The sequence below is a fragment of the Pseudomonas sp. PDM27 genome, assembly GCF_019219205.1.
Taxonomy (GTDB): domain Bacteria; phylum Pseudomonadota; class Gammaproteobacteria; order Pseudomonadales; family Pseudomonadaceae; genus Aquipseudomonas; species Aquipseudomonas laurylsulfatiphila.
The window spans coordinates 39,885-61,253 of the sequence record NZ_JAHUWF010000004.1; the positions used below are offsets into that span (position 1 = coordinate 39,885).

Consider the following 21,369-nt stretch of genomic DNA (forward strand, 5'->3'; position numbering starts at 1 on the left):
AGCGGGCTTGCTCGCGAAAGCGGTGTATCAGGTGACACCTGTGCTGGATGTGCCGCCCTCTTCGCGAGCAAGCCCGCTCCCACATTGGATCTTTTGTGTATTTCGGAGAACGTCCATGTTTGACTTACCACGACTGACCAAGACCACGCTGGCGCTGTTCCTGAGCCTGGCCGCCGGCAGCGCGCTGGCCGCGGTCACGCCCCAGCTGGCCGAACAACTGAAAACCACCCTGACCCCAATGGGCGCCGAGCGTGCCGGCAACGCCGCCGGGACCATTCCGGCCTGGGCTGGCGGCATCACCCAGGCACCGGCGGGCTACAAGCCAGGCCAGCATCACCTGGACCCGTATGCGGCGGACAAGCCGCTGTTCACCATCACCAAGGCCAACCTTGAACAGTACAAGGCCCACCTCAGCCCGGGCCAGATCGCCCTGTTCAATAGCTACCCCGACACCTTCCAGATGCCGGTCTATCCCTCACGCCGCTCTGGCTCGGCGCCGCAGTGGCTGTATGACAACACCTTGAAGAATGCGACCGCGACCAAGCTGCTCGATGGCGGCAGCGGTTTTGCCGATGCCTATGGCGGTGTGCCGTTCCCGGTGCCCAAGGATGGGGTCGAGGTACTGTGGAACCACATCACCCGTTATCGCGGTATCTATGTGGTCCGTCGTGCCTCCGAAGCGCCGGTGCAACGCAACGGCAGCTTCGCGCTTGTGACCTCGCAGCAGGAGGGGCTCTTCAACTATTACCGCCCGGGCGGGCAATTCGCCGACCTGAAAAACATCCTGTTTTACTACCTGGCGTTCGTGAAGAGCCCGGCCCGCCTGGCGGGTGGTGCGGCCTTGGTTCACGAGACCCTGGACCAGCTCAAGGACCCGCGTCAGGCCTGGGTCTACGATGCGGGCCAACGCCGTGTGCGCCGGGCGCCGAACCTCGCGTATGACACCCCGATCGCCTCATCCGACGGCCTGCGCACGGCGGACGATACCGACCTGTTCAACGGCTCGCCGGACCGCTACGACTGGAAGCTCAAGGGCAAGCAAGAGGTCTACATTCCCTACAACAACTACAAAGTCGGCAGCCCTGAGGTGAAGTACGCTCAGTTGCTCACACCGGGCCACCTCAACCCGCAGTACACCCGTTATGAGCTGCACCGGGTCTGGGTGGTCGAAGGCACGCTCAAACCGGGCGCGCGGCATATCTATTCCAAGCGCGTGCTGTTTCTCGACGAGGACAGTTGGGGTGCCGCCTTGGTCGATCAGTATGACGGGCGAGGGGAGCTGTGGCGGGTGTCGATGGCCTACCTGAAAAACTTCTACGACCTGCCCACCACCTGGAGTGCGCTGGACGTTTTCCATGACCTGCAGGCGCGTCGTTACTACGTGCAGAATCTGGATAACGAAGAGCAGGGCACCGTGGACTTCGCCCAACCGGTGCCGGAAGACGCGTACTTCATGCCGTCGGCATTGCGCCAGCGTGGGACGCGGTGATATTGGCCATTCGGAAGATTGCCGGGTTTTGGTTTGCCAGGATGTGCTAGCCTGCAATCAATGATTTCATTGATTGCAGGGGGCATCATGGCCAGCATCACAATTAGAAACCTTGATGAGAAGCTCAAGGAGCAACTGCGCATCACAGCGGCTCATAACGGACATTCCATGGAAGAAGAGGCTCGCCTGATTCTGGGCAGGGCCTTGGCGACGGTTGATCGCGCCGGTGGACTTGGAAGCAGGATCCGCAATCGTTTCAGCACTCTGGGGGGAGTCGAGCTTGATCTGCCAGAGCGTTCAGAGAAAGCAACGGCGGTGGATTTTTCTGAATGATAGTGCTCGATACCAACGTTCTTTCAGAGTTTATGCGAGTCGAGCCTGAAAGCCGGGTGCTTGCCTGGGTTGATGCGCAGCCAGCGATGGATCTGGCAGTCAGTGCGGTGACGGTGGCAGAAATACTTCACGGAATCGCGCGCCTTCCATCTGGCAAGCGCAAACAAAAACTTGAAGCCCATGCCATGGCCATGTTCGAAGAGGACTTTGCCGGACGCATTTTGCCGTTCGATGCTCATGCCGCAGTTGAGTACGCAGCGCTGACGGCAGGTGCTGAGGCAAATGGGCGTGCGGTTTCAATGGCAGATGCGCAAATTGCCGCCACTTGCCGAAGCCATGGGGCGGCAATAGCCACCCGCAATGTTCGAGATTTCGAGTTCAGCGGTGTTGAAGTGATAGATCCCTGGATGAGCTGAGCTCCCCTGTAGGAGCGAGCTCGCTCGCGAAGAACTTGCCAGCGCCGCGGTCATTCAGAATGCACGCGTTATCGTTGACCACCATCGCGAGCAAGCTCGCTCCTACAGGGCGAGCCTGAATTCATCACACGCGGAAGTGGCTCACCATCTGCTGCAATTGACCACCCAGGCGCGCCAGTTCAACGCTGGACTTGGCGGTCTCATCGCTCGCTGCAGCCGTCTGCTCCGACACATCGCGCACATTGATGATGCTGCGGCTGATCTCCTCGGCCACGGCGCTTTGCTGTTCGGCAGCCGCGGCGATCTGCTGGTTCATCGACTGGATGTTGGACACGGTGCGGGTGATGCTCTCCAGTGACTCGCCGGCCTTGCGGGTCAGGGCCACGCTGCTGTCGGTGAGGACGCGGCTGTTGTTCATCACGGCGGACACTTGCTGCGTGCCGTTCTGCAGGCCGGCCACCAGGCCTTCGATTTCTTCGGTGGATTTCTGCGTGCGTTGGGCCAGGCCGCGGACCTCGTCGGCCACCACGGCGAAACCACGACCGGCTTCACCGGCGCGGGCCGCTTCGATGGCGGCGTTGAGCGCCAGCAGGTTGGTCTGTTCGGCCACGGCTTTGATCACGTCCATGACGCTGCCGATCTTGTCGCTTTCCTGTTGCAGCACGCTCATGGCTTCGGTGGAACGTACCACTTCGCTGGCCAGGCGCTCGATCTGGGCGATGGCTTCGTTGACCACCTTGTCGCCTTCACGGGCTTCGCCGTCCGCCGCCGCAGCGGCTTGCGAAGCCTCTTCGGCGTTGCGCGCGACTTCCTGCACGGTGGCGGTCATCTCGTGCATGGCGGTCGCGACCTGATCGGTCTCGACTTTCTGGCTGTTGACCCCGGCGCTGGTCTGTTCGGTCACGGCCGACAGTTCCTCGGCGGCGCTGGCGATCTGGGTCACGCCGTCGCGGATGCCGCTGATCAAGTCGCGCAGGGTCACGCCCATGCGTGCGATGCCTTGTTGCAACACGCCGAGTTCGTCACGACGGGTGACCAGCACGTTCTGGGACAGGTCGCCGCTGGCGATGCGGTCGACCACCGCCAGGGTTTCGCGCAATGGACGGGTGATCTGGCGCGTGATGACCACGGCGGCAATGATGCCCACCAACAATGCCAACAGTGTGCTGATCAGTTGCAGCGTGCGCGCCCGGGCGCTTTCGGCGTCGCGGCGGTCGAGCTGGATCTGATACAGCTGATCGCTCTGGGACACGATGGCGGCGCCCTGGTCGGTCATTTCCTTGCGCGCCTGCACTGCGTCATTGCTGGCGGCCTTGTAGGCCTGCAAGGCACTGCGATAGTTGCCCAGCGCGGTTTCCAGCTGACGCAGGGCGTCTTGCTGGGCGTCGGCGAAATGCGCGTTGAGCGGTTTCAGGCTGGCGATGGCGGCGTCCAGTTGGCTGACTGCTTTTTGCTCGGTTTCGGTATTGGTGGTGGCGGTGTAACCACGTACTTCGTAACGCGCCAACAGGAACGCTTCCTTGGCCGTTGTAATGGCCTGGAACTGTTCGAAGCGCTGGTCGCTCAGCGGCATTTGCTGCACGCGGGTGTTGATGTCATTGATCAGCGAGTTGGCGGTTTCGGCGTTGACGCTCATGGCGTCGCGGGCGCTGTTGCCGGCGCGATAAGCGTTGCGCATTTTGCCCAGGGACGTCCTGTAGGCGTCGATCACGGTGCCCTGCTCCCGGAGCAGCTTGAGGTTTTCCGGGCTCTTGAACTTCGCCAGCAGGGCCTGTTGCTGGGCCGAGAAGGCGTCGAGGGTGGTCTGCACGCCCTGCGCGGCGGTTTCGTCGCCGTTGGTCAGCATGTATTGCAGGCGAACCACGCGCAGCTTGGTCAGGCCGGCGTTGAGCTGGGTGATGTCGCTCATCCAGTTACTGCGGTCGATCAACCCGCCCAGGCTGGTCCAGCCGGTCAGGGCGAGGACGCAGGTCAGTGCCAGCACGAGGCCAAATCCAAGGCCCAGTTTCAGGTTCACGCTGATGTTGCCGAACCAGCTATTCATCAAATTCCTCCAGGAACGTAGTGCTACTTTTTCGTCGGTTGGCTGGAAGATTGTTTTTTTTGGGGGCCGCCAAGCTGTGTAAGCAGGATGTATCGGCAGCAATGGCGGGAGCTGAAAGGATTTTTCCAAACTGATTCTGTAACAAGGTTTTTACAGCGTTTTTAAGCTTTTTTTCACATGGGTTTCACCCGCCACCGACGCACGCTTCTTTAACCTCCGGGGATCTAATGAGGTAGTGCGTGCCGGCGAGGCGGCTTGATGTGGAATTAAGACTGAGTCTTTTCGGGATAAAACGCTCGATCGATCTGAAGCGCTTCGCCCGCTATCGCAACGCTGCGGTGGTGTTGGCCTCGGCGCTGCTGGTGATCCCGTTGACGGTGTTTTTACTGCGACCGGCCACCGTTCCGGACCTGGCTCATGGCAATGTGCGCGGTGCACAGGCGTTGATGAAGGGGTGGGCCAAGGGCGACCTGATCGTGCTGGTGCGCCACGTCGAACGCTGCGATCACTCTTCGGCTGCCTGCCTGATCGGCAACGATGGCATTACCGAGCGTTCGCGCAGTATTGCCACAAATGTCGGGGCGCATTTCCGTAACCTGGGCCTGGACAAGTCCGATATCTACCACAGCCCGATCCTGCGTACGGCGCAGACCGCCGGCTTCATGTTCAACAAGGCCGGCACGGGCGAAGACTGGTTGATCAGTTGCAAGGGCACCATGCTGCGTGACGCGTTGGCGCACAAGGTGGCCGGACGTAACCTGATTCTGGTGACCCACAGCGAATGCATGGCGCAATTGGAAAAGGACCTCGATTTGACCACGTCGACCCTGGGTTATGGAGCGTCTCTGTTTATCTCCGCCGAAACGCCGAACAGTCCGCGCATGCTGGGTTTTATCGAAGCATCGGATTGGCCCACGGTGACACCCCGTTGAACTTCACCCTCCCTTTGAATCAGGATTGAGCATGCAGACTGCCTCCCGCTACCGCTTTTATTGGGTGAACTTTGGTATTCCGCTGGCCTGCGCAGCCGTGGTGTTCCTGATGTTCGACATGACCCGCATCGACATCGCCTTCAACAATTACTTTTTTGATCCGGTGACGCAGACGTACCCGTTGGACCAGGTCCACCTGTTCGAGAAAATCACCCACAAATGGGCGCGGATCATCCCGAACTGGACCGGCGAAATTGCGATTATCGGTGCCTTGCTGTCGTTTCTCTGGCCGCGCCTGAAGGCTGAAAAGCACTCGAAAATCATCGCCTTCCTGGAAAAAATCAAAGTGGCACCGGTACTGCGCTTTGCCAACCGCCACCGTCGCGACTTTCTCTACGTGGTGTTCGCGTTTTCCATCAGCACCGGGGTCATTCACTACCTCAAAGGCCACACCAGCGTGTATTGCCCGATCGAGACGACACTGTACGGCGGCAAAATGCAGCACGTTGAGTGGTATGAAAATTTCGACCTGCTGAAAGTCGCCGGTGACGGTCGCTGCTGGCCGGGCGGACATGCCTCGGGCGGTTTCACCATGCTGGCGTTGTACTTCGTGGCTCGCCGTTATCGCTGGCGCTATTCCAAGGCGATCATGTACGGATCGCTGACCCTCGGTTTCATCTATGGCACAACGCGGGTGCTGCAAGGCTGGCACTACATGTCCCACACCTTCTGGGCCGGGATCTTCGTGTGGCTGGCGTGTTTGCTGACGGCACTGGCGTTTTACGGGCGAGCGAGGCTGGAACTACCGGTGTTCTCCAAAGCGCAACAACCGGTGCCGGTGGCTGAGACTCAGCCAGTGAATTGAGTGGGCGTAACAACTGCACCGCGGCGCACAGATGCCTCGGCTTGGGGGAATCCCAAGGGAAAACAGATAACGAAATATCTGTAGGAGCTGCCGAAGGCTGCGATCTTTTGATCTTGATCTTCAGCAATCTCCAGATCGCAAAATCAAAAGATCGTCCGAACGCGGCCCGAGCCTTCGGCAGCTCCTACAGGGGAACGCGTGCACCACCAAACAACGAGGTCGAGCGTTAGCTCGCCTCGCGGTGCTGTAAAAGCGCAACCATAGGCGGCCGTTACCGCAGAAATGGATAGGTATGCTCCCCGAAACAACCAAAAAAAAAGCCCGCGGGAGGGCGGGCAAACCGTAGTTTCTTGAATGAGCGAGTGAAATGTACAGGCTGGCGCGAGAGGGTGGGGTGAAGAAAAATTCATCTCGAACAAAGCCCCGCACCAGAGCCTGCGACACCGCTACGGCAAATGATCCGCGGCAAAGTCGGCTTCCGATCGGGCACGTAAACGGCCCTTGCGGCAGGCTTGCTGGAAGCGCTCGAAATCACGCTCGTTCTGCTCGGTATAACCCCGGGCATACTTATAGAGCGCATCGGCCAATGCCTCGCTCTTGCCGATATAGCCGCTGATCACCGCCGCCTGCCCGGAAGACTTGGCATGGGCGCGAGCCAGGGCCCGGCCGCAAAGCCGGCCATAGGCCGCGAAGGCTTCGCCATCGAAGGTCTCGAGTTCGGCGGATATTTTCATATCGCGCAATTGCCGCACATGGAAATGCCGCCCGCTGGGCCCGGTGGTCCAGCCGAGGAACAGGTCGCTGGCCGATTGCATCAAGCGTTGACCCTCGACCACCCGCTGCCCTTCATGCCGCACCCTCGACCTGGCCTTCAAGTAGCCGGCGAGCACCGAGCGCCGGGCTTCCTTGAATTGCAGGAACAGCGGGAACTGCTGATCGTCGGTCAGCAGCGCCACCAGGCAACGGGTGCCGGCACTGCCGACGCCCACCACCTTGAACGCCATGTCCTGCACGTGAAAACGCGACAGCAGCTCACGGCGGTCCGCTTGCAGGGTGCCGCGATAGTCACGCATGAAGGTGTCGTAGAGCGGACGCCAGTCCGACAGGCGCAACCAGTCATCATCGGCGTCCAGCAGCGTGGTGTTCTTGTGCAGGTGGAAAATTTCCGGCAGGTCATCGCGAATGATCAGACGCCCATGGGCGTCGCGTTCGCTGATTTTCGGCAGCAGTTCGGCATGGGTGCGACGCTCGGCTTTTTCGATGGCGCGTTCCACGTGTTCCAGGGTGTTTTTGTTGGCCTGCGCCAGCAGGTCGTTATAGCTGATGGACTCGTACCAGGTTTCCAGCGAACTTTGTTCGGCGCATTCGAGTATGGTTTTCTGATAGGCACTCACCACCTCATGGCAGATGCTTTCTTCAACCGACTCGCCATGGCGCAAGTCGCGGGCGGCCACCAGAAAACTCGCCACCAGGCGTTTCAAGTCCCACTCCCACGGCCCGGGATGGGCTTCATCGAAGTCGTTGACGCTGAACAGCAGGTTGCGTTCAGGCGTTGCGAAACCGCCGAAGTTCATCAGGTGGCTATCACCACAAATCGGCGAAACCATCCCCATGTTCGAGGTGCCCGCCAGGTCGTGGGCCTGCAGCAGCGCATTGCCGCGATAGAAGGTGAACGGCGACACCAGCATGCGCCCGTAGCGCAGCTCCACCAGCGATTTGATGCGTCCCTCACTCGACGCCTTGATCAGCGGAATCGGGTCGCGATCGACATTGCCCAAGGCTGCTTGCGAACTGCGCGAGCACTTCTTGCGCGCATCCTTGCCTTGCTTCAAACGGTCGGTGAGGGTGGTCATGGGGGCCTATTCGACGGGTGTTTTAGGGCGTTTGCGAATGGAGTGTAGAAGGGCTTTGCGGGTTCGTGTTTGCCCGGCGACTGACCTGTCTGGCATCGGCCTGTATCGATCCATCTCAAGCCTCTGCTTCGTCGAGTGGCGCGATGTTGTCCAGCGCCCGGTTCACCAGCAATTGCGCCAGCACAGCCAACTGCTGGATCGCCAGGGCGATGTTGCGACGCGAACTCTCAAGCTCGCAGGCAAGGTCGGTGCTCATGACGTTGAGCGAGGCGAGGGTTTCGCTGGCGTGGGTGAGCAGGGACGGCGTGTCGATGTCGGGGCGGATGGTGAAGACGTGGCTGACGGGGTCGAGGTGATTGGGGTTGCGCAGGCGGGCGCTGATGGCGGGTTCGGTGGTGTTGGAGAGGTTGGATAAGTCGGGTGTTTCGGTTGTTGTATCAGGTGAAGAGTCTTGCAGGGTGGGGCTGTGTCTTTTCATGATGGAGATCCTGGTTTGTTTATAGGAGCTGCCCCGTTTTTCAGCCTGTCAAAGCCGGTCGCTGATTTTCAGCGACCCAGGAAGGCTATCGTCGAGAAGCAGGCCCCGCCAGTTCATGAAAGGCGATGCGTTTTGCGGGAAATGTCCTAGGACAAGGGGAAGTCACAGGTCGCTCGATTTCACCGTGTGCTTGAAATGATGCTCCCAAAGCCGGACCCCCAGCCCGCCCGTCCGGTCCAGCGACGACCCCACCGTCAAATCCGTAATCAAGGTCGGCTGCAAGCCCGCATCAAACAGCGCAAACCCCGCCGCCAGGCAGCAGGTTTCGGTCTGCAGGCCGCACACCAGTACGCGCTCGACGTTCAGGCTTTTCAGGTAGTCGATGGTTTGCGGCGTGGGCGCGTAGCCGTGCTTGATGAAAATGCGGTCGGCGGGGATCAGGCTGTCATCGTCCGGCGCGGGGTGCCAGCCAAGCTGTTTTTCGAAGGGGGTTATGGACTCGTCGTGACGCTCGACCGTGGCGACACTGGGCAGGGTGCCGATGAGTGCCTGGATACCGTCGACCAGCCACTGCGGTGGGGCGAAACAAGGTTGTACGTCGATGATGAGGAGGGCTTGGCGCATGGGCTTCTCCGGGAGAGAGGGCGGTGACGCGGGGACCTGCGTTTGGAAAATATCCGGGCGGTTTCGCTGGCCTCTTCGCGGGCAAGCCCGCTCCCACAGGGTGTGAGGCATGAATGATCAAACCCCAGATGCAACAAGGCCCGCACTGGGCGGGCCTTGTCAGCTTTGATTGGTGGAGCCGGGGGGATTTGAACCCCCGTCCGCCAGTACTCCGCTGTCGGTACTACATGCGTAGCCGTGTCTATTAAGTTAACCCTCAGCGACCCGACGGGCAGGGTGCTTTGGGCGAGTTGTGTAAGTTTTAGCCGCTTCGTCCACAACGTACTGCACGGCGATTCTGTTCTATATGACAATCACTTTGGGTTTACAGACATCCCCTGGTGATTGCTGGACCCGAAGGTACCAGAAGCTCAGGTCTAAGGCTGCTTACGCAGCGATAGCGAATTCCTGGCCGTATTTATCGTCATTGGCAACTATAAGTAGTTGCAACAGTGGATTTACGAGTTCTGTTACCAACTCGGCATGCACCTAAAGTTTCGCAACCGGCGTCGAATCCTAAACGGCCCCGAGCCTGGTGCTCTGTGAATCAAGTGAGCAACAAGCCTGTACAGTGTACGTCAACGCGACTCAGAAGGCCAACCCGAAGGTAGGCCACCACACATCATGGGTTGGGTTCGTTACGCTGTTTGTCAGCGAGTGCCAATGCCTGGGTGGCTTCGGTGACGCATTTTGTGTCGTCTCCGGAGGCTTGTGAGGCTTCGGCGCTGGACATCAGTCTCTTGATCTCCATGGCGGTGTTTCCGGAGGTCGCCGGCAGCGCATTCACTTTGCCTTTGAGCTCTTGCAGCTTGCTCGTACACAGGTTGTTGTCCGCCGCCAATGCAGGAGAGGCCAGCATTGCAGCGCAAATGAACAGACCAGCGAGCGTGGTAGGTTTCATGGATATCACCTTGAACGGATGGGGCCTACCTCAAAGACTACGATTCAACGCAGGAATTCGGTTTTTTCAGACAACGTGTCGAGCTTCTCCTGCGATGCGGGCGGTTACGCATTTCCAGACCCCGGATGCAACAAAACCCGCCGTTGGCGGGTTTTGGTTTGCTTCGTATCGGATTACTTCCCGCCTTTTTTCGCGTCGGTGACGGCCTTGATGACGTCGTTGGTCTCGGCGACGCAATCATCAATGCCTGCCTTGGTGCCTTTTGCATGGTCGGCTTTGGCTTGCTCGACGGAGGCTTTCACCTGGTCAGCCATTTCCGGAGGAATCTGTGCCTTTGCGTTTTCGATGGTTTGCAGATTGACCGCGCAAAGGTCTTCTTCTGCAGCAAACGAAGTGGAAGCCATCATGGAAGCAGTAAGAAACAAACCTAACAGCACAGAACGATTCATGTGTATCTCCTTGAGCTGAAGGGCCAGGCATTGCTGGCCATCAAATCGAGCTACCGAGTGTTGGGAGAGCCCCGCATTGGCGGGACTTGATCAGTGGACTGCGGCGGCACCTCAGGGTTCTGTTTTTCTGCTGTAGAACTATCGATTCCGGCAAGTAGGTACATCTATGCACCTTCCTTGGGTCCTGCTATCAGGGCACCCTAGCCTGGGTAACGCGGTCCACCAGATAGACTAGACCGTGGTAATCAATGCCGCCATGTTGCGTCAGCCCGATCTCACACGTGCGACTGGTGGAAATCCCCTCGCTGCACTGCTGCACCGCCTCCTTGAGCGTGCGCAGCGAATGGGCATTGAGCTGCGGCGTAGTGAAACCCTTGTCGCCGGCGAAGCCGCAGCAGTGAATACCCTCAGGAATGACCACGTTTTTGCTGCATTTGCGTGCCAGATCGATCAGCGCCTGACTTTCGCCAAGGTGCTGAGTGCTGCAGGTGACGTGCACCGCAATCGGCGCTTCCTGTGGTGTGAAATCGAGGCGATCCATCAAGTGCGTGCGGATGAAACGCACCGGGTCGTAGAGGTCCAGTCGAACGTCGCCCAGGTCTTGAGTGAGCCGTAACGTACAGGGGCTGGTGTCGCAATAAATCGGGTCGAGCCCGCCGCGACTGGCGTGCAGCAAGGCGCCGATCAGTTCCTGGCGCTTGTGTTCGGCTTGTTCGGCGTAGCCTTTGGAGGCGAACGGCTGGCCGCAGCAGAGGTTGTCCAGATTGTCCGGGAAGACCACCTGGTAACCGGCCTTCTCCAGCAGCCCGCGGGTTTTGTCGTACAACGACACCTGCTCTTTATCCCCCGCCGCTGGCCCCATGACCCGCGACACACACGCCGCCAGGTACACCACCCGAGGGCGTTCGTCCGACACGGCGGGACTGAAGCGGATGGCTTTTTCCGGCTGCGGCATGGCGTTGGTCCATTGCGGGACCTGGCCTTTGGACAGCTTCGTCAATGTCGCCGAGAGTTTTGCCAGGCGTGGCGCGCCCAACAACATCCGTGCGCCATTGGCGACGTGCAGGGTGAACCGCGCCCCTTGTAGCGCCGTGGCGAAATTTCCTTCAAGCCAGTTGGCGGTTTTCGTATGGGTGGCCGTGCGGCTGCGCAGCTTTTTCACCAGCTCGCCGGTGTTGATGCCGACCGGGCAACGTTGCGCGCACAGGCCGGTGGCGGCGCAGGTATCGATGCCCTGGTATTCGTACGCGGCTTCGAGTTCGGTGGTATCGATGCCGGCGCGTTTTCGCGTCTGAATGTCGCGCCAGATCACGATGCGTTGGCGTGGGCTCAGGGTCAGGCCCTTCGACGGGCAGACCGGTTCGCAGAAGCCGCACTCGATGCACTTGTCCACAATCTCGTCGGCGGCCGGCAAGGGCTTGAGGTGCTTGAGGTGGATCTGCGGATCTTCGCTGAGCACCACGTCCGGGTTGAGAATGCCGTTGGGGTCGAGCAGACGCTTGAGTTGCCACATCAACTGGTAGGCATCGCTGCCCCATTCCAGTTCGACGAACGGCGCCATGTTGCGTCCGGTACCGTGTTCGGCCTTCAGCGAGCCGCCGAACTCCACCGCCACCAGTTGCGCCACGTCGTCCATGAACGCCTGGTAGCGTGCGACTTCTTCCGTGTTGTTGAAGCCTTGGGTGAAGACGAAGTGCAGATTGCCTTCCAGTGCGTGTCCGAAAAGGATCGCTTCATCGTAGTGATGTTTGTCGAACAGTTCGATCAGGCGATTGACGCCGATGGCCAGTTGTTCGACCGGGAAGGTGACGTCTTCGATGATCACCGTGGTGCCGGTCTTGCGCACCGCGCCGACGGCGGGGAAGGTGTCTTTGCGGATGGCCCAGAGACGGGCGTTTTCCCGTGGGTCCTCCGTGAAGTCGACCTGTTTTTCCACCGGGAACGCCTGCAGCGACGCCATGATCTGCGCCAGTTGTTCGTGCAGCAGGGCGGACGAGGCGGCGCGGGATTCGATCAGCAGGGCGCAGGCATTGTTCGACAGATGCTGTACGAAAGGCGGCATGCCGGGTTTGTCCTGCACTGAACGCAGGCTGCGCCGGTCCAGCAGTTCCACGGCCGACACCGGTTGGCTTTTCAGTACGGTGACCGCGTTGCAGCAGGTCTCGACATCCGGGAAGACAATCAGGGCCGAGGCCTTGTTCGGGTGGTCGATCACCGTGTCGTAGGTCACCGCACTGATGAACCCGAGCGTGCCCTCGGAGCCCACCAGCAGGTGGCTCAAGATATCCACAGGCTCGTCGAAATCCACCAGGGCATTGAGCGACAGGCCGGTGGTATTTTTCAGACGGTACTTGTGGCGGATTCTCGCAGCCAGATCAGCGTTGGCGCGGGTCTCGCGACCCAGAGCCGCCAGGCGCTCCAGCAGCGCGGCATGGCTTTGGCGAAACGCCGCGACGCTGGCGGCATCTTCAGTGTCGAGACGACTGCCGTCGGCCAGCACCAGGCGAATACCGGCCAGGGTGTGGTAGGTGTTTTGCGCCGTGCCGCAGCACATGCCGCTGGCGTTGTTGGCGACGATGCCGCCGATCTTGCAGGCGTTGATCGAGGCCGGGTCCGGGCCGATCTTGCGTCCGAACGGCGCCAGCCAGGCGTTGGCCTGGGCACCGATCACACCCGGTTGCAGGCGGATTTGCGTGCCCTGGTCGCGGATCTCGCGCGCGTTCCAGTTATCCCCAAGCACGATTAAAACCGAGTCGCTGATCGCCTGGCCAGAGAGGCTGGTACCGGCGGCGCGGAAGGTCACCGGCACCTGATCGCGTTGCGCCAATTGCAGCAGCGCCACGACTTCGTCTTCGGACTCGACGCGGATCACCAGTTGCGGAATCAATCGATAAAAACTGGCATCGGTGCCGAAGGCCAGGGTCGACAGCGGGTCGTCGAAACGTCGCTCTTGTGGAATCAGTTGCTGTGCATCTCGCAGGAAAGCGGCCGGTAGACTCATTGGTCCTCCAGGATCAACACCACCAGGTCTTTCGGGCCGTGGGCGCCGTACGCCAGCACTTGTTCGATGTCGGCGGTCTTCGACGGGCCGGACACCAGCAAGGCGTTGGTCGGCATGCCCTGGGCCCATTCGAATTCCTGTTGCACCTGATAGAAGTTATCGCGGATTTCACTGGCCTTGAGCAGGGCGAAATGCACCGGTGGCGCCAGGCTCATCAAGCGCGGTTCTTCCCGGGTCGGCCAGATGATCAGGCTGCCGGTTGCCGCGATGGCGCCGAGGCTGCCGGTCAGGCTCGCCGGGGTGTCGTTGAACAGCTCGGCTTTCCATTCTTCGACCGGACGGTCGTAGGCCTTGAGCAGCGGCAGATCGGGATTATTCGCCCAGTGCTGCGTGATGCGTTGGCCATGGGGCGTTGTCGGTGCGATCAGCAGGCTCGGCAACTGGCGCTCCCGCAGCAATTGCGCGAGTAGCGCCGGCCATTGTTCACCGGACGTCAGGTGGATTTCCGTGTGCACCGCTTCCATCAGTTTGCGTAGTTGTGGAATGCGTTGCTCAGGCGCGTAGGTGTAAGGCTGGGTCACCAGATCGACATCAAAGTTGTCGGCCACCGGCGTGGTGCCTGTCAGACTTTTACGCAGTTTGGCGAGGATATTTTGCTTGGCGCTCATCAGCGGTCTCCCTGTTTGGCCAAGTGCTCGCGGGCCATGTCATGCAGTGAGCGGGCGGCGGGTTTAGGTGCGCTGTGGTTTTGCGTCCACGGGCCGACATTGCGCGGCGTGAGGGCGCGCAGGCGGGTGGCGAAGAAACCGAACAGGCGATACAGCGTCGGCGAACTGTTGAGTTTCGCCCAGGCGTTCCAGAGGAACCGCTCCTTGCGCGAATACTTGCTGCCCTGGCCACGCATCACTTGATGGGGGCTGTCCGGGGCCTTGACGTTTTCTTCGCGCAGACGCCGCAGCAGAGCAGGGATCGGGATTTTTACCGGGCACACTTCGCCACAGGCACCGCACAGCGAAGAAGCGCTCGGGTGATCCGGGACTTTCGCCAGGCCGACCATGTGCGGGGTGACGATTTTTCCGATAGGGCCGGGGTAAACCTCCCCATAGGCATGACCGCCGATTCGGGTATAGACCGGGCAATGATTCATACAGGCACCGCAGCGAATGCAGTTCAGGGTCTGGCGCAATTCGCTGTCGGCAAAGGCCTGGCTGCGACCATTGTCGAGCAGTACCAGGTGCACTTCCTGCGGGCCGTCGAGTTCATGTTCCTTGCGCGGGCCGGAGATCATGTTGACGTAGGTCGTGATCGGGATGCCCAGGGCCGAGCGGGTCAGCAGCGACAGCAACGGCACCACATCGCGCAGGTTTTCCACGACTTTTTCGATGCCGGTAACGGCGATGTGCACGGGCGGTACGGTGGTGGTCATGCGCCCGTTGCCTTCGTTTTCCACCAGCAGCAGGGTGCCGGTTTCGGCCACGGCGAAGTTGACGCCGGAGACGCCGATGTCCGCTTCGAAGAATTTCTGCCGCAAGACCTTGCGACCGATCTGAATGAGTTGGTCAACGTCCTTGGTGTATTCCACCCCAAGTTTGTCGTGGAACAAGGACGCGACCTGACCGGCATTCTTGTGGATCGCCGGCATGATTATGTGTGAAGGCTTCTCGTGGTCGAGCTGGACGATGTACTCGCCCATGTCCGATTCCAGGCATTCAATGCCCCGGTCAGCCAGGAAATGGTTCATTTCCATTTCTTCGCTGACCATCGATTTGCCCTTGATCACTTGCCGCCCCTCGTGAGCGCGGATGATCGAGAGGACGATGCCATTGGCCTCGTCCACCGTTTCCGCCCAGTGCACTGTCACACCGTTGCGGGTCAGGTTCTGTTCCAGTTGCTCGAGCAGGTCGGGCAACTTGGAGAGCGCGCGGGCACGGATTGCATTGCCCAGTGCGCGCAAGTGTTCTCTTTCATGGGCATCGCTGAACGCCGCTGCCCGTTTGGTCATCAGTGAGTCCATCGCCTTGCGAAAGTTGCCTCGCAATTGCGCATCACCCAGCGCGTTGTGGGCGCGGGTGCGGAAATCTTCTTCTACGGCAACCGTAGGAATAATCGTGGAGGTGCTCATCGGGCACCTCCGGTACGCTGCCAGAGGAAGCTGGCCAGATGCTGACCGCGCAACGCTTCCTGCTGTTTTTCCAATGAGCCGTTGATGTTCATCAAGCAGCCGCAATCGGCACTCAATACCTTGTGCGCGCCGGATTCCTTCAACGCCCGGGTCTTGTCAGCCACCATCGCGCCGGAAATGTCTGGCATACGGACGCTGAATGTTCCGCCAAAGCCACAGCACTCACTTTCGTGATCGTGATTGACCCGCTCCACATTGCTCAACTGCGACAACAACTCGCGGCCGTGCAGGTGGGTGTTCATTTCGCGGCGTGCCGAACACGAAGTGTGCAGCGCCACTTTCACCGGCTCACCGCTGTCCTTGAACTGCACCTTGCAGACAAACAACAGGAACTCGGCCAGTTCATAGGTTCTGGCAGCCAGGGCCTGAACCTGTTTCAACGTGTGCGGCTCGTCCTTGAACAAGTCGGTATAGTGTTCGCGCAACATCCCGGCGCAAGAGCCTGATGGCACCACCACCGGATAATCCCCGGCAAACAGCGCCAGTTGCGAGCGCGCCACGGACCGAGCCTGTTCGGTGTAACCCGAGGTGTAGGCCGGTTGTCCGCAGCAGCTTTGCCCTTGCGGGTACTCGACACGAATGCCTTCGCGTTCCAGCAGGTGGATCGCATCCATCCCGGCTTCGGGGTAGAACAAATCGACCACGCAGGTCCCGAACAGGTAGACCCGTGACGGTTTCTCGCTGGGGTATTGCCGAGGCTCGGGCAGTGGCGGGGCGACACGGGTCGCATTCGGCACAGCGTTGTAAAAAAGCTCGCTCATCAGGCGTGTCTCCGGGTGGTCCCGGTTATTCGTCTGTTGAGGCCGCTGAATATAGTGAGGGAAGCTTTCAGCAGCCTTACAGACCGGGGTGTGAATTGCGGACGCCGGGGGCGTGGCCCGGCGTCGGTTTTTACCGTTTTGCTTGTAGTCCTTAGTGCACCAGCATGCCGGTGAACCAGTAGGCCTGAGCCAGGGTGATCAAGCCGACAATCGTTGCAAAGAATAGGCTGTGCTTGAGGGTGAAGCGGAACAGATCCGATTCCTTGCCCACCAGGCCGGTTGCGGCGCAGGCCACGGCGATCGATTGTGGCGAGATCATCTTGCCGGTCACGCCGCCGCTGGTGTTCGCTGCCACCAGTAATGTGTCGTTGACACCGATCTGGTGCGCGGTGGTCGCTTGCAGCGAACTGAACAGGGCGTTGGACGAAGTATCGGAGCCGGTGAGGAACACGCCCAGCCAGCCGAGGAACGGCGAGAAGAACGGGAAGGCTGCACCGGTGCCTGCCAACACCAAGGCCATGGTCGAGGACATGCCCGAGTAGTTGGTGACGAAGGCGAACGCCAGCACCATGCCGATGGACAGGATCGGCCAGCGCAGTTCGTAGAAGGTCTCTTTCAAAGTGGTCAGACCAATTTTGAGGTTGATCTTCAATACCAGCATCGAGATCAGCGCCGAGAAGAAAATCGCTGTGCCGGTGGCGGAAATCGGGTCCAGTTTGAACACTGCCGGAATAGCCGTTGGCGTTGCCACGATCGGCGCGACCTTGATCACCATCTGGTCCAGGTGCGGAATGGCGAAGTTGAACACGAAGCTGTACATCGAACCGCCGGCGGCGAACATCGCCTTGAACGGCTTCAGGGTCCAGAGGGTGACCAGTACGGTCAGGATCAGGAACGGCGACCAGGCCTTGAAGATTTCCCCAAGGCTGTAGGGCGAAGCCACGGTTGTGCGCTTCTGGCCAAAACCACCGACACTGGCGCTCACCACGGAGGCCGAGACAGCGCCGACGATGTGCTGGCCGGCGGCGCGTTTTGGTTGCCAGACTTTCAGGAACAGGGTCAGGGAAATCAGGCTGGCCAGGGCCGAGGTGATGTCCGGCAGTTCCGGGCCGATGAAATTCGAGGTGAAGTACTGGGTCACGGCAAAGCTCAAGCCGGCCACCAGCGCTGCAGGCCAGGTTTCCCGCACGCCGCGCAGGCCGTCCATCATGAACACCAGCCAGAACGGCACGAACAGCGACAGCAGCGGCAGTTGGCGGCCGGTCATGGCGCCGATCTTGAAGGCGTCGATACCGGTCACTTGCCCGGCCACGATGATCGGAATGCCCAGGGCGCCGAAGGCCACTGGTGCGGTGTTGGCGATCAGGCACAAGCCAGCGGCGTACAACGGGTTGAAGCCCAGTCCTACAAGGAGTGCGGCGGTAATCGCCACCGGCGCGCCGAAACCGGCGGCACCTTCCAGGAATGCACCGAAGCAGAAGCCGATCAGCAGCACCTGCAAGCGTTGGTCATCGGTGATCGACAGGACCGAACTGCGAATGACTTCAAACTGGCCGCTCTTGACCGTCAGCTTGTAGAGGAACACCGCTGCCACGATGATCCAGGCAATCGGCCACAGGCCATAGGCGAAGCCATACCCGGCGGCGGCGAGCGCCATATCGACCGGCATCTGGAAAGCGAAGATCGCCACCAGGATCGACAACGCCAGGGTGATGCTGCCGGCCACGTGCCCTTTGAGGCGGAACACGGCCAGGGCCAGGAAGAAAAACACGATGGGGATGACGGCTGCGAGTGCGGACAGGCCGAGGCTGCCGAGCGGGGTATAGAGCTGTTGCCAGGTTTGCATATGGGGTGGCCCCTAATTGTTGTTGGTCAGGCACTGATCAGCGTTCTTGGATAATTGGTAAGACCAATTTACAATCGCTGTTGGCTAGGGTAAAAGCCTTGTAGGCGGTGTGTCAATTTGCCGCCCTAAAACTTTTGTCGAATGCAAAGTGCGCAGGTCGTCCGTCTGGTATGACCAAATGCGCTGTGGCAGGTGCTGGCGCGGCGCCGATAGGCCAGAATAGAGCCCCGGCGAGCCGTCGGGTCGTGGAGAAATCGAGTTATGGGGTTTGATCAGATTCGTCAGCGCCGTTTGTCTGACGATATTGTCGAGCAGCTTGAGGGCATGATCCTCGAGGGCACGCTGAAGGCCGGAGAGCGCTTGCCGGCCGAGCGCACGTTGGCCGAACAATTTGGCGTGTCCCGCCCTTCGTTGCGTGAAGCCATTCAGAAGCTGACCGCCAAGGGGCTGCTGGTCAGTCGCCAGGGCGGCGGCAACTATGTGGTGGAATCACTGGGTACCACCTTCAGTGATCCTCTGTTGCATCTGCTGGAAAGCAACCCCGAGGCGCAGCGCGATCTGCTCGAGTTTCGCCATACGCTGGAAGCGTCCTGCGCCTACTACGCTGCGTTGCGCGCCACTGATGTGGATCGCGAGCGGCTGACCGCGGCATTCAACACGTTGCAGGACTGCTATTCGCGTCACGAAGAGGTGAGCCGTGCCGAAGAGGGGGCCGCGGACGCAAGTTTTCACCTGGCGATCGCCGAGGCCAGCCACAATGCCGTGCTGCTGCATACCATTCGCGGGCTGTTCGACTTGCTCAAGCGCAACGTGGTGACCAACATCGGTGGCATGTACAAGCAGCGCACTGAAACCCGCGACATGCTGATCACGCAGCATCGGGAGTTGTACCAGGCGATTATCGAAGGGCGGGCGGAGCAGGCGCGGGAAGTTTCCAGCCGGCACATTCTGTATGTGCAGGAGGTGCTCGAAGAAGTGCGTCAGGAAGTGCAGCGCGTGGCCCGGGCGGAGCGGCGCAAGGGGATGTGACCTTTTGAAGCAAAAGATCGCAGCCTTCGGCAGCTCCTACATTGGAATGCGTTCCCTGTAGGAGCTGCCGCAGGCTGCGATCTTTTCGCTGACGCGGCGAAACTCAGGCAGAAAAATCAGTCTTCCTTGCCCTTGTTGCGCACCGCACGCTGCAACTCGCGACCGGCGTCGCGTTCGCGCTCGGTATCACGCTTGTCGTATTCCTTCTTGCCCTTGCCCAGGGCGATCTCGCACTTGACCATGTGCTTGCTCCAGTACCAGGACAGGCACACGCAGGCGTAACCCTTTTGCTGCACCGCAGCGGCCAGCTTTTCCAGCTCGCGCCGGTTGAGCAGCAACTTGCGGGTGCGCACCGGATCGGCGATGACGTGGGTGCTGGCGGTCGTCAGGGGCGTAATGTGGCTGCCGAGCAGCCAGGCTTCGCCATCCTTGAGCAGGACATAACTGTCAACCAGTTGCAGCTTGCTTGCCCGCAGACTTTTTACTTCCCAGCCGGCCAGGACCAGACCAGCCTCGAACTTGTGCTCGATGAAGTAATCGTGTCGCGCCTTTTTATTTTGCGCGATGGTCCCTGTTGGGTGTTTCTTCTGTTTAGCCATAGGGGCGGCATTATAGGGAGTTACAACAGAGTCGGCTACGGGGTTGCTACGTGCTTGAGCAGGTTGATTGAATCCCGGACAATGCGGCCTCTTTTTTGAACGCTTGGGCGTGATAACGATGTCGACAGACAAGGTTTCTGTCCACGGCAGTTGGGCTAGCCGCTGGGTCTTCATACTCGCCGCGACCGGTTCGGCCGTGGGGCTGGGTAGTATCTGGAAATTCCCGTACATGGTCGGCGTCTATGGCGGCGGTGCCTTCGTGCTGATGTTCCTGGCCTGCATCGCGCTGATTGGCGTGCCGGTCATGCTGGCCGAAACGCTGATCGGCCGGCGTGCACGGCAGAGCCCGGCCAACGCCTTGAAGACGCTGGCGGTCGAGGCGGGGCACTCGGGCAAATGGTCCTGGGGCGCATTTGCCGGAATGATCACGGCGTTGCTGATCCTGTCGTTCTACAGTGTGGTGGGCGGCTGGTCGCTGGATTACATCATCGACATGGGGCGTGGCGATTTTCAGGGTGTGACGGCGGATCAAGTGGGGGCTTACTTCGGCAATGTCATTGCCGATCCCTGGCGCCTGACACTTTGGCACACGATTTTCATGCTGCTGTCAGCGGTGGTGATCGCAAAGGGTGTGGTCGCCGGGCTTGAGCGCAGTTTGCGCATCATGATGCCGTTGTTGTTCGTGATGGTCCTGGTGCTGCTGGGCTACAGCATGACCACCGGTCATTTCATGGAGGGCGTGCATTTCATGTTCGACTTCCACCCCGAAAAGGTCCTGGACGGTTTGTTGCCCGCGATGGGGCATGCGTTCTTTTCCCTGAGCGTGGGCGTCGGCTCGATCATGATCTATGGCGCCTACATGCCGAAGAGTTCGTCGATATCGGGGACTGTCGTTGGTGTGGCGCTGCTCGACACCTTCGTTTCCCTGGTGGCCGGCCTGGCATTGTTTCCGATTGTTTTCGCGGCGGGCCTGAACCCGAGCGAAGGGCCGGGGCTGATGTTCGTCAGCCTGCCGTTTGCCTTCGGCAACGTGGCGTTCGGGCAATTGATGGGGGTGGTGTTCTTCGTGCTGGTGGCGGTCGCTGCCTGGAGTTCGGCGATTTCCCTGCTTGAACCGATGGTGGCCTATCTGGTCGAGCGCACTAAAGTGAGTCGTGCCTGGGTCACCTTCTGGCTGGCTTTCAGCTGCTGGTTTGTCGGTTTGGGTACGGTGTTTTCCTTCAATATCTGGAAGGAGGCCAAGTTCTTCGTGAACGAAGGCGGGGTGTTCCACCTCTACCAATGGGGAGCAACCGGTGGTCTCGACTTCTTTGGCGTGATCGATTTCTTCACCTCGCGACTCATGTTGCCGCTTGGCGGTTTGTGTTTCGTGGTGTTTGCGGGCTGGATCATGGGGCGTGAAGCGGTGCGCGACGAGTTGTCGATCCGCAACCCGGCGCTGTTTGGTCTGTCCTTGTTCTTGATGCGCTATGTGGCGCCGATCGGCATCCTCGTAGTGTTTGCCGCCCAGCTGTGGAAGTGACGCTGA

The 21,369-nt window shown here is 60.1% G+C and carries 19 protein-coding genes, 1 other RNA gene and 1 pseudogene; 7 read left to right on the forward strand and 14 right to left on the reverse strand.

The features are described from left to right. Positions 1–115 precede the first annotated feature (115 nt). The 3 genes from KW838_RS10360 (at position 116) to KW838_RS10370 (ending at position 2,238) form a co-directional block, all read left to right on the forward strand. The gene (locus KW838_RS10360; protein WP_218501037.1) at positions 116–1,489 is read left to right on the forward strand and encodes a DUF1329 domain-containing protein; all 1,374 of its coding nucleotides are present in this window, start codon (positions 116–118) and stop codon (positions 1,487–1,489) included. Between the two features lie 87 nt (positions 1,490–1,576). Beyond that, positions 1,577–1,822 (forward strand): plasmid stabilization protein, encoded by a 246-nt coding sequence (locus tag KW838_RS10365; RefSeq protein WP_007973186.1) that lies wholly within the window; start codon positions 1,577–1,579, stop codon positions 1,820–1,822. Then, positions 1,819–2,238 (forward strand): type II toxin-antitoxin system VapC family toxin, encoded by a 420-nt coding sequence (locus tag KW838_RS10370; protein ID WP_218501038.1) that lies wholly within the window; start codon positions 1,819–1,821, stop codon positions 2,236–2,238. Before KW838_RS10365 ends, KW838_RS10370 begins: the two co-directional genes overlap by 4 nt. A 124-nt stretch (positions 2,239–2,362) precedes the next feature. Here KW838_RS10370 and KW838_RS29865 read toward each other — a convergent pair whose 3' ends face one another. Both KW838_RS29865 and KW838_RS29870 read right to left on the reverse strand, forming a co-directional pair. After that, positions 2,363–3,226, reverse strand: coding sequence for a methyl-accepting chemotaxis protein (locus tag KW838_RS29865; protein WP_371317832.1), 864 nt, complete (start codon positions 3,224–3,226; stop codon positions 2,363–2,365). Beyond that, positions 3,221–4,282: pseudogene (locus KW838_RS29870) on the reverse strand (methyl-accepting chemotaxis protein); the annotation flags it as partial. The pseudogene KW838_RS29870 and the gene KW838_RS29865, both read right to left, overlap by 6 nt. Positions 4,283–4,542: 260 nt before the next feature. On the opposite strand from KW838_RS29870, the gene KW838_RS10380 reads away from it, so the two are divergent. Together KW838_RS10380 and KW838_RS10385 are read left to right on the forward strand one after the other, a co-directional pair. Beyond that, positions 4,543–5,214: a histidine phosphatase family protein gene (locus KW838_RS10380; protein WP_218501040.1), complete on the forward strand. Its 672-nt coding sequence runs from the start codon at positions 4,543–4,545 to the stop codon at positions 5,212–5,214. A 31-nt stretch (positions 5,215–5,245) separates the two neighbouring features. Beyond that, positions 5,246–6,079: a phosphatase PAP2 family protein gene (locus KW838_RS10385; RefSeq protein ID WP_218501041.1), complete on the forward strand. Its 834-nt coding sequence runs from the start codon at positions 5,246–5,248 to the stop codon at positions 6,077–6,079. Between the two features lie 446 nt (positions 6,080–6,525). On the opposite strand, the gene KW838_RS10390 is transcribed toward KW838_RS10385, so the two are convergent. The 11 genes from KW838_RS10390 to KW838_RS10440 all read right to left on the reverse strand — a co-directional run bounded on the left by KW838_RS10390 (position 6,526) and on the right by KW838_RS10440 (position 18,213). Next, on the reverse strand, positions 6,526–7,932 hold the full coding sequence (locus KW838_RS10390; protein WP_218501042.1) for a DUF2252 domain-containing protein: 1,407 nt from the start codon (positions 7,930–7,932) through the stop codon (positions 6,526–6,528). A gap of 115 nt (positions 7,933–8,047) precedes the next feature. Further along, positions 8,048–8,410, reverse strand: coding sequence for a DUF6124 family protein (locus KW838_RS10395; protein WP_218501043.1), 363 nt, complete (start codon positions 8,408–8,410; stop codon positions 8,048–8,050). A gap of 162 nt (positions 8,411–8,572) precedes the next feature. After that, the gene (locus tag KW838_RS10400; RefSeq protein ID WP_218501044.1) at positions 8,573–9,034 is read right to left on the reverse strand and encodes a cysteine hydrolase family protein; all 462 of its coding nucleotides are present in this window, start codon (positions 9,032–9,034) and stop codon (positions 8,573–8,575) included. A 170-nt stretch (positions 9,035–9,204) separates the two neighbouring features. After that, positions 9,205–9,601: a transfer-messenger RNA gene (ssrA, locus tag KW838_RS10405) on the reverse strand. Positions 9,602–9,695: 94 nt separating this feature from the next. After that, on the reverse strand, positions 9,696–9,974 hold the full coding sequence (locus tag KW838_RS10410; RefSeq protein WP_218501045.1) for a hypothetical protein: 279 nt from the start codon (positions 9,972–9,974) through the stop codon (positions 9,696–9,698). 173 nt (positions 9,975–10,147) lie between these two features. Further along, positions 10,148–10,423 (reverse strand): hypothetical protein, encoded by a 276-nt coding sequence (locus tag KW838_RS10415; RefSeq protein ID WP_218501046.1) that lies wholly within the window; start codon positions 10,421–10,423, stop codon positions 10,148–10,150. A 190-nt stretch (positions 10,424–10,613) separates the two neighbouring features. Next, positions 10,614–13,424: an FAD-binding and (Fe-S)-binding domain-containing protein gene (locus KW838_RS10420; RefSeq protein WP_218501047.1), complete on the reverse strand. Its 2,811-nt coding sequence runs from the start codon at positions 13,422–13,424 to the stop codon at positions 10,614–10,616. Beyond that, positions 13,421–14,092 (reverse strand): lactate utilization protein, encoded by a 672-nt coding sequence (locus tag KW838_RS10425; RefSeq protein WP_218501048.1) that lies wholly within the window; start codon positions 14,090–14,092, stop codon positions 13,421–13,423. Before KW838_RS10425 ends, KW838_RS10420 begins: the two co-directional genes overlap by 4 nt. Further along, positions 14,092–15,546 (reverse strand): LutB/LldF family L-lactate oxidation iron-sulfur protein, encoded by a 1,455-nt coding sequence (locus tag KW838_RS10430; RefSeq protein WP_218501049.1) that lies wholly within the window; start codon positions 15,544–15,546, stop codon positions 14,092–14,094. Before KW838_RS10430 ends, KW838_RS10425 begins: the two co-directional genes overlap by 1 nt. Continuing rightward, positions 15,543–16,367 carry a (Fe-S)-binding protein gene (locus tag KW838_RS10435; protein WP_102698885.1) on the reverse strand — a complete coding sequence of 275 codons (825 nt, stop codon included), beginning with the start codon at positions 16,365–16,367 and terminating at the stop codon, positions 15,543–15,545. The genes KW838_RS10430 and KW838_RS10435 overlap by 4 nt, the downstream gene beginning before the upstream one ends. 151 nt (positions 16,368–16,518) lie before the next feature. Continuing rightward, on the reverse strand, positions 16,519–18,213 hold the full coding sequence (locus tag KW838_RS10440) for a lactate permease LctP family transporter (protein WP_102698884.1): 1,695 nt from the start codon (positions 18,211–18,213) through the stop codon (positions 16,519–16,521). 261 nt (positions 18,214–18,474) lie between these two features. On the opposite strand from KW838_RS10440, the gene KW838_RS10445 reads away from it, so the two are divergent. Then, positions 18,475–19,242, forward strand: coding sequence for a GntR family transcriptional regulator (locus tag KW838_RS10445; RefSeq protein WP_102698883.1), 768 nt, complete (start codon positions 18,475–18,477; stop codon positions 19,240–19,242). Positions 19,243–19,358: 116 nt separating this feature from the next. Here the strand turns inward: KW838_RS10445 and smpB are convergent, their stop codons facing one another. Next, positions 19,359–19,841, reverse strand: a complete 483-nt coding sequence (smpB, locus tag KW838_RS10450) for an SsrA-binding protein SmpB (RefSeq protein ID WP_007933497.1) — start codon at positions 19,839–19,841, stop codon at positions 19,359–19,361. Positions 19,842–19,959: 118 nt separating this feature from the next. Between smpB and KW838_RS10455 the strand changes: the two genes are divergently transcribed. Next, on the forward strand, positions 19,960–21,363 hold the full coding sequence (locus tag KW838_RS10455) for a sodium-dependent transporter (protein WP_102698882.1): 1,404 nt from the start codon (positions 19,960–19,962) through the stop codon (positions 21,361–21,363). The last annotated feature ends 6 nt before the right edge of the window (positions 21,364–21,369 follow it).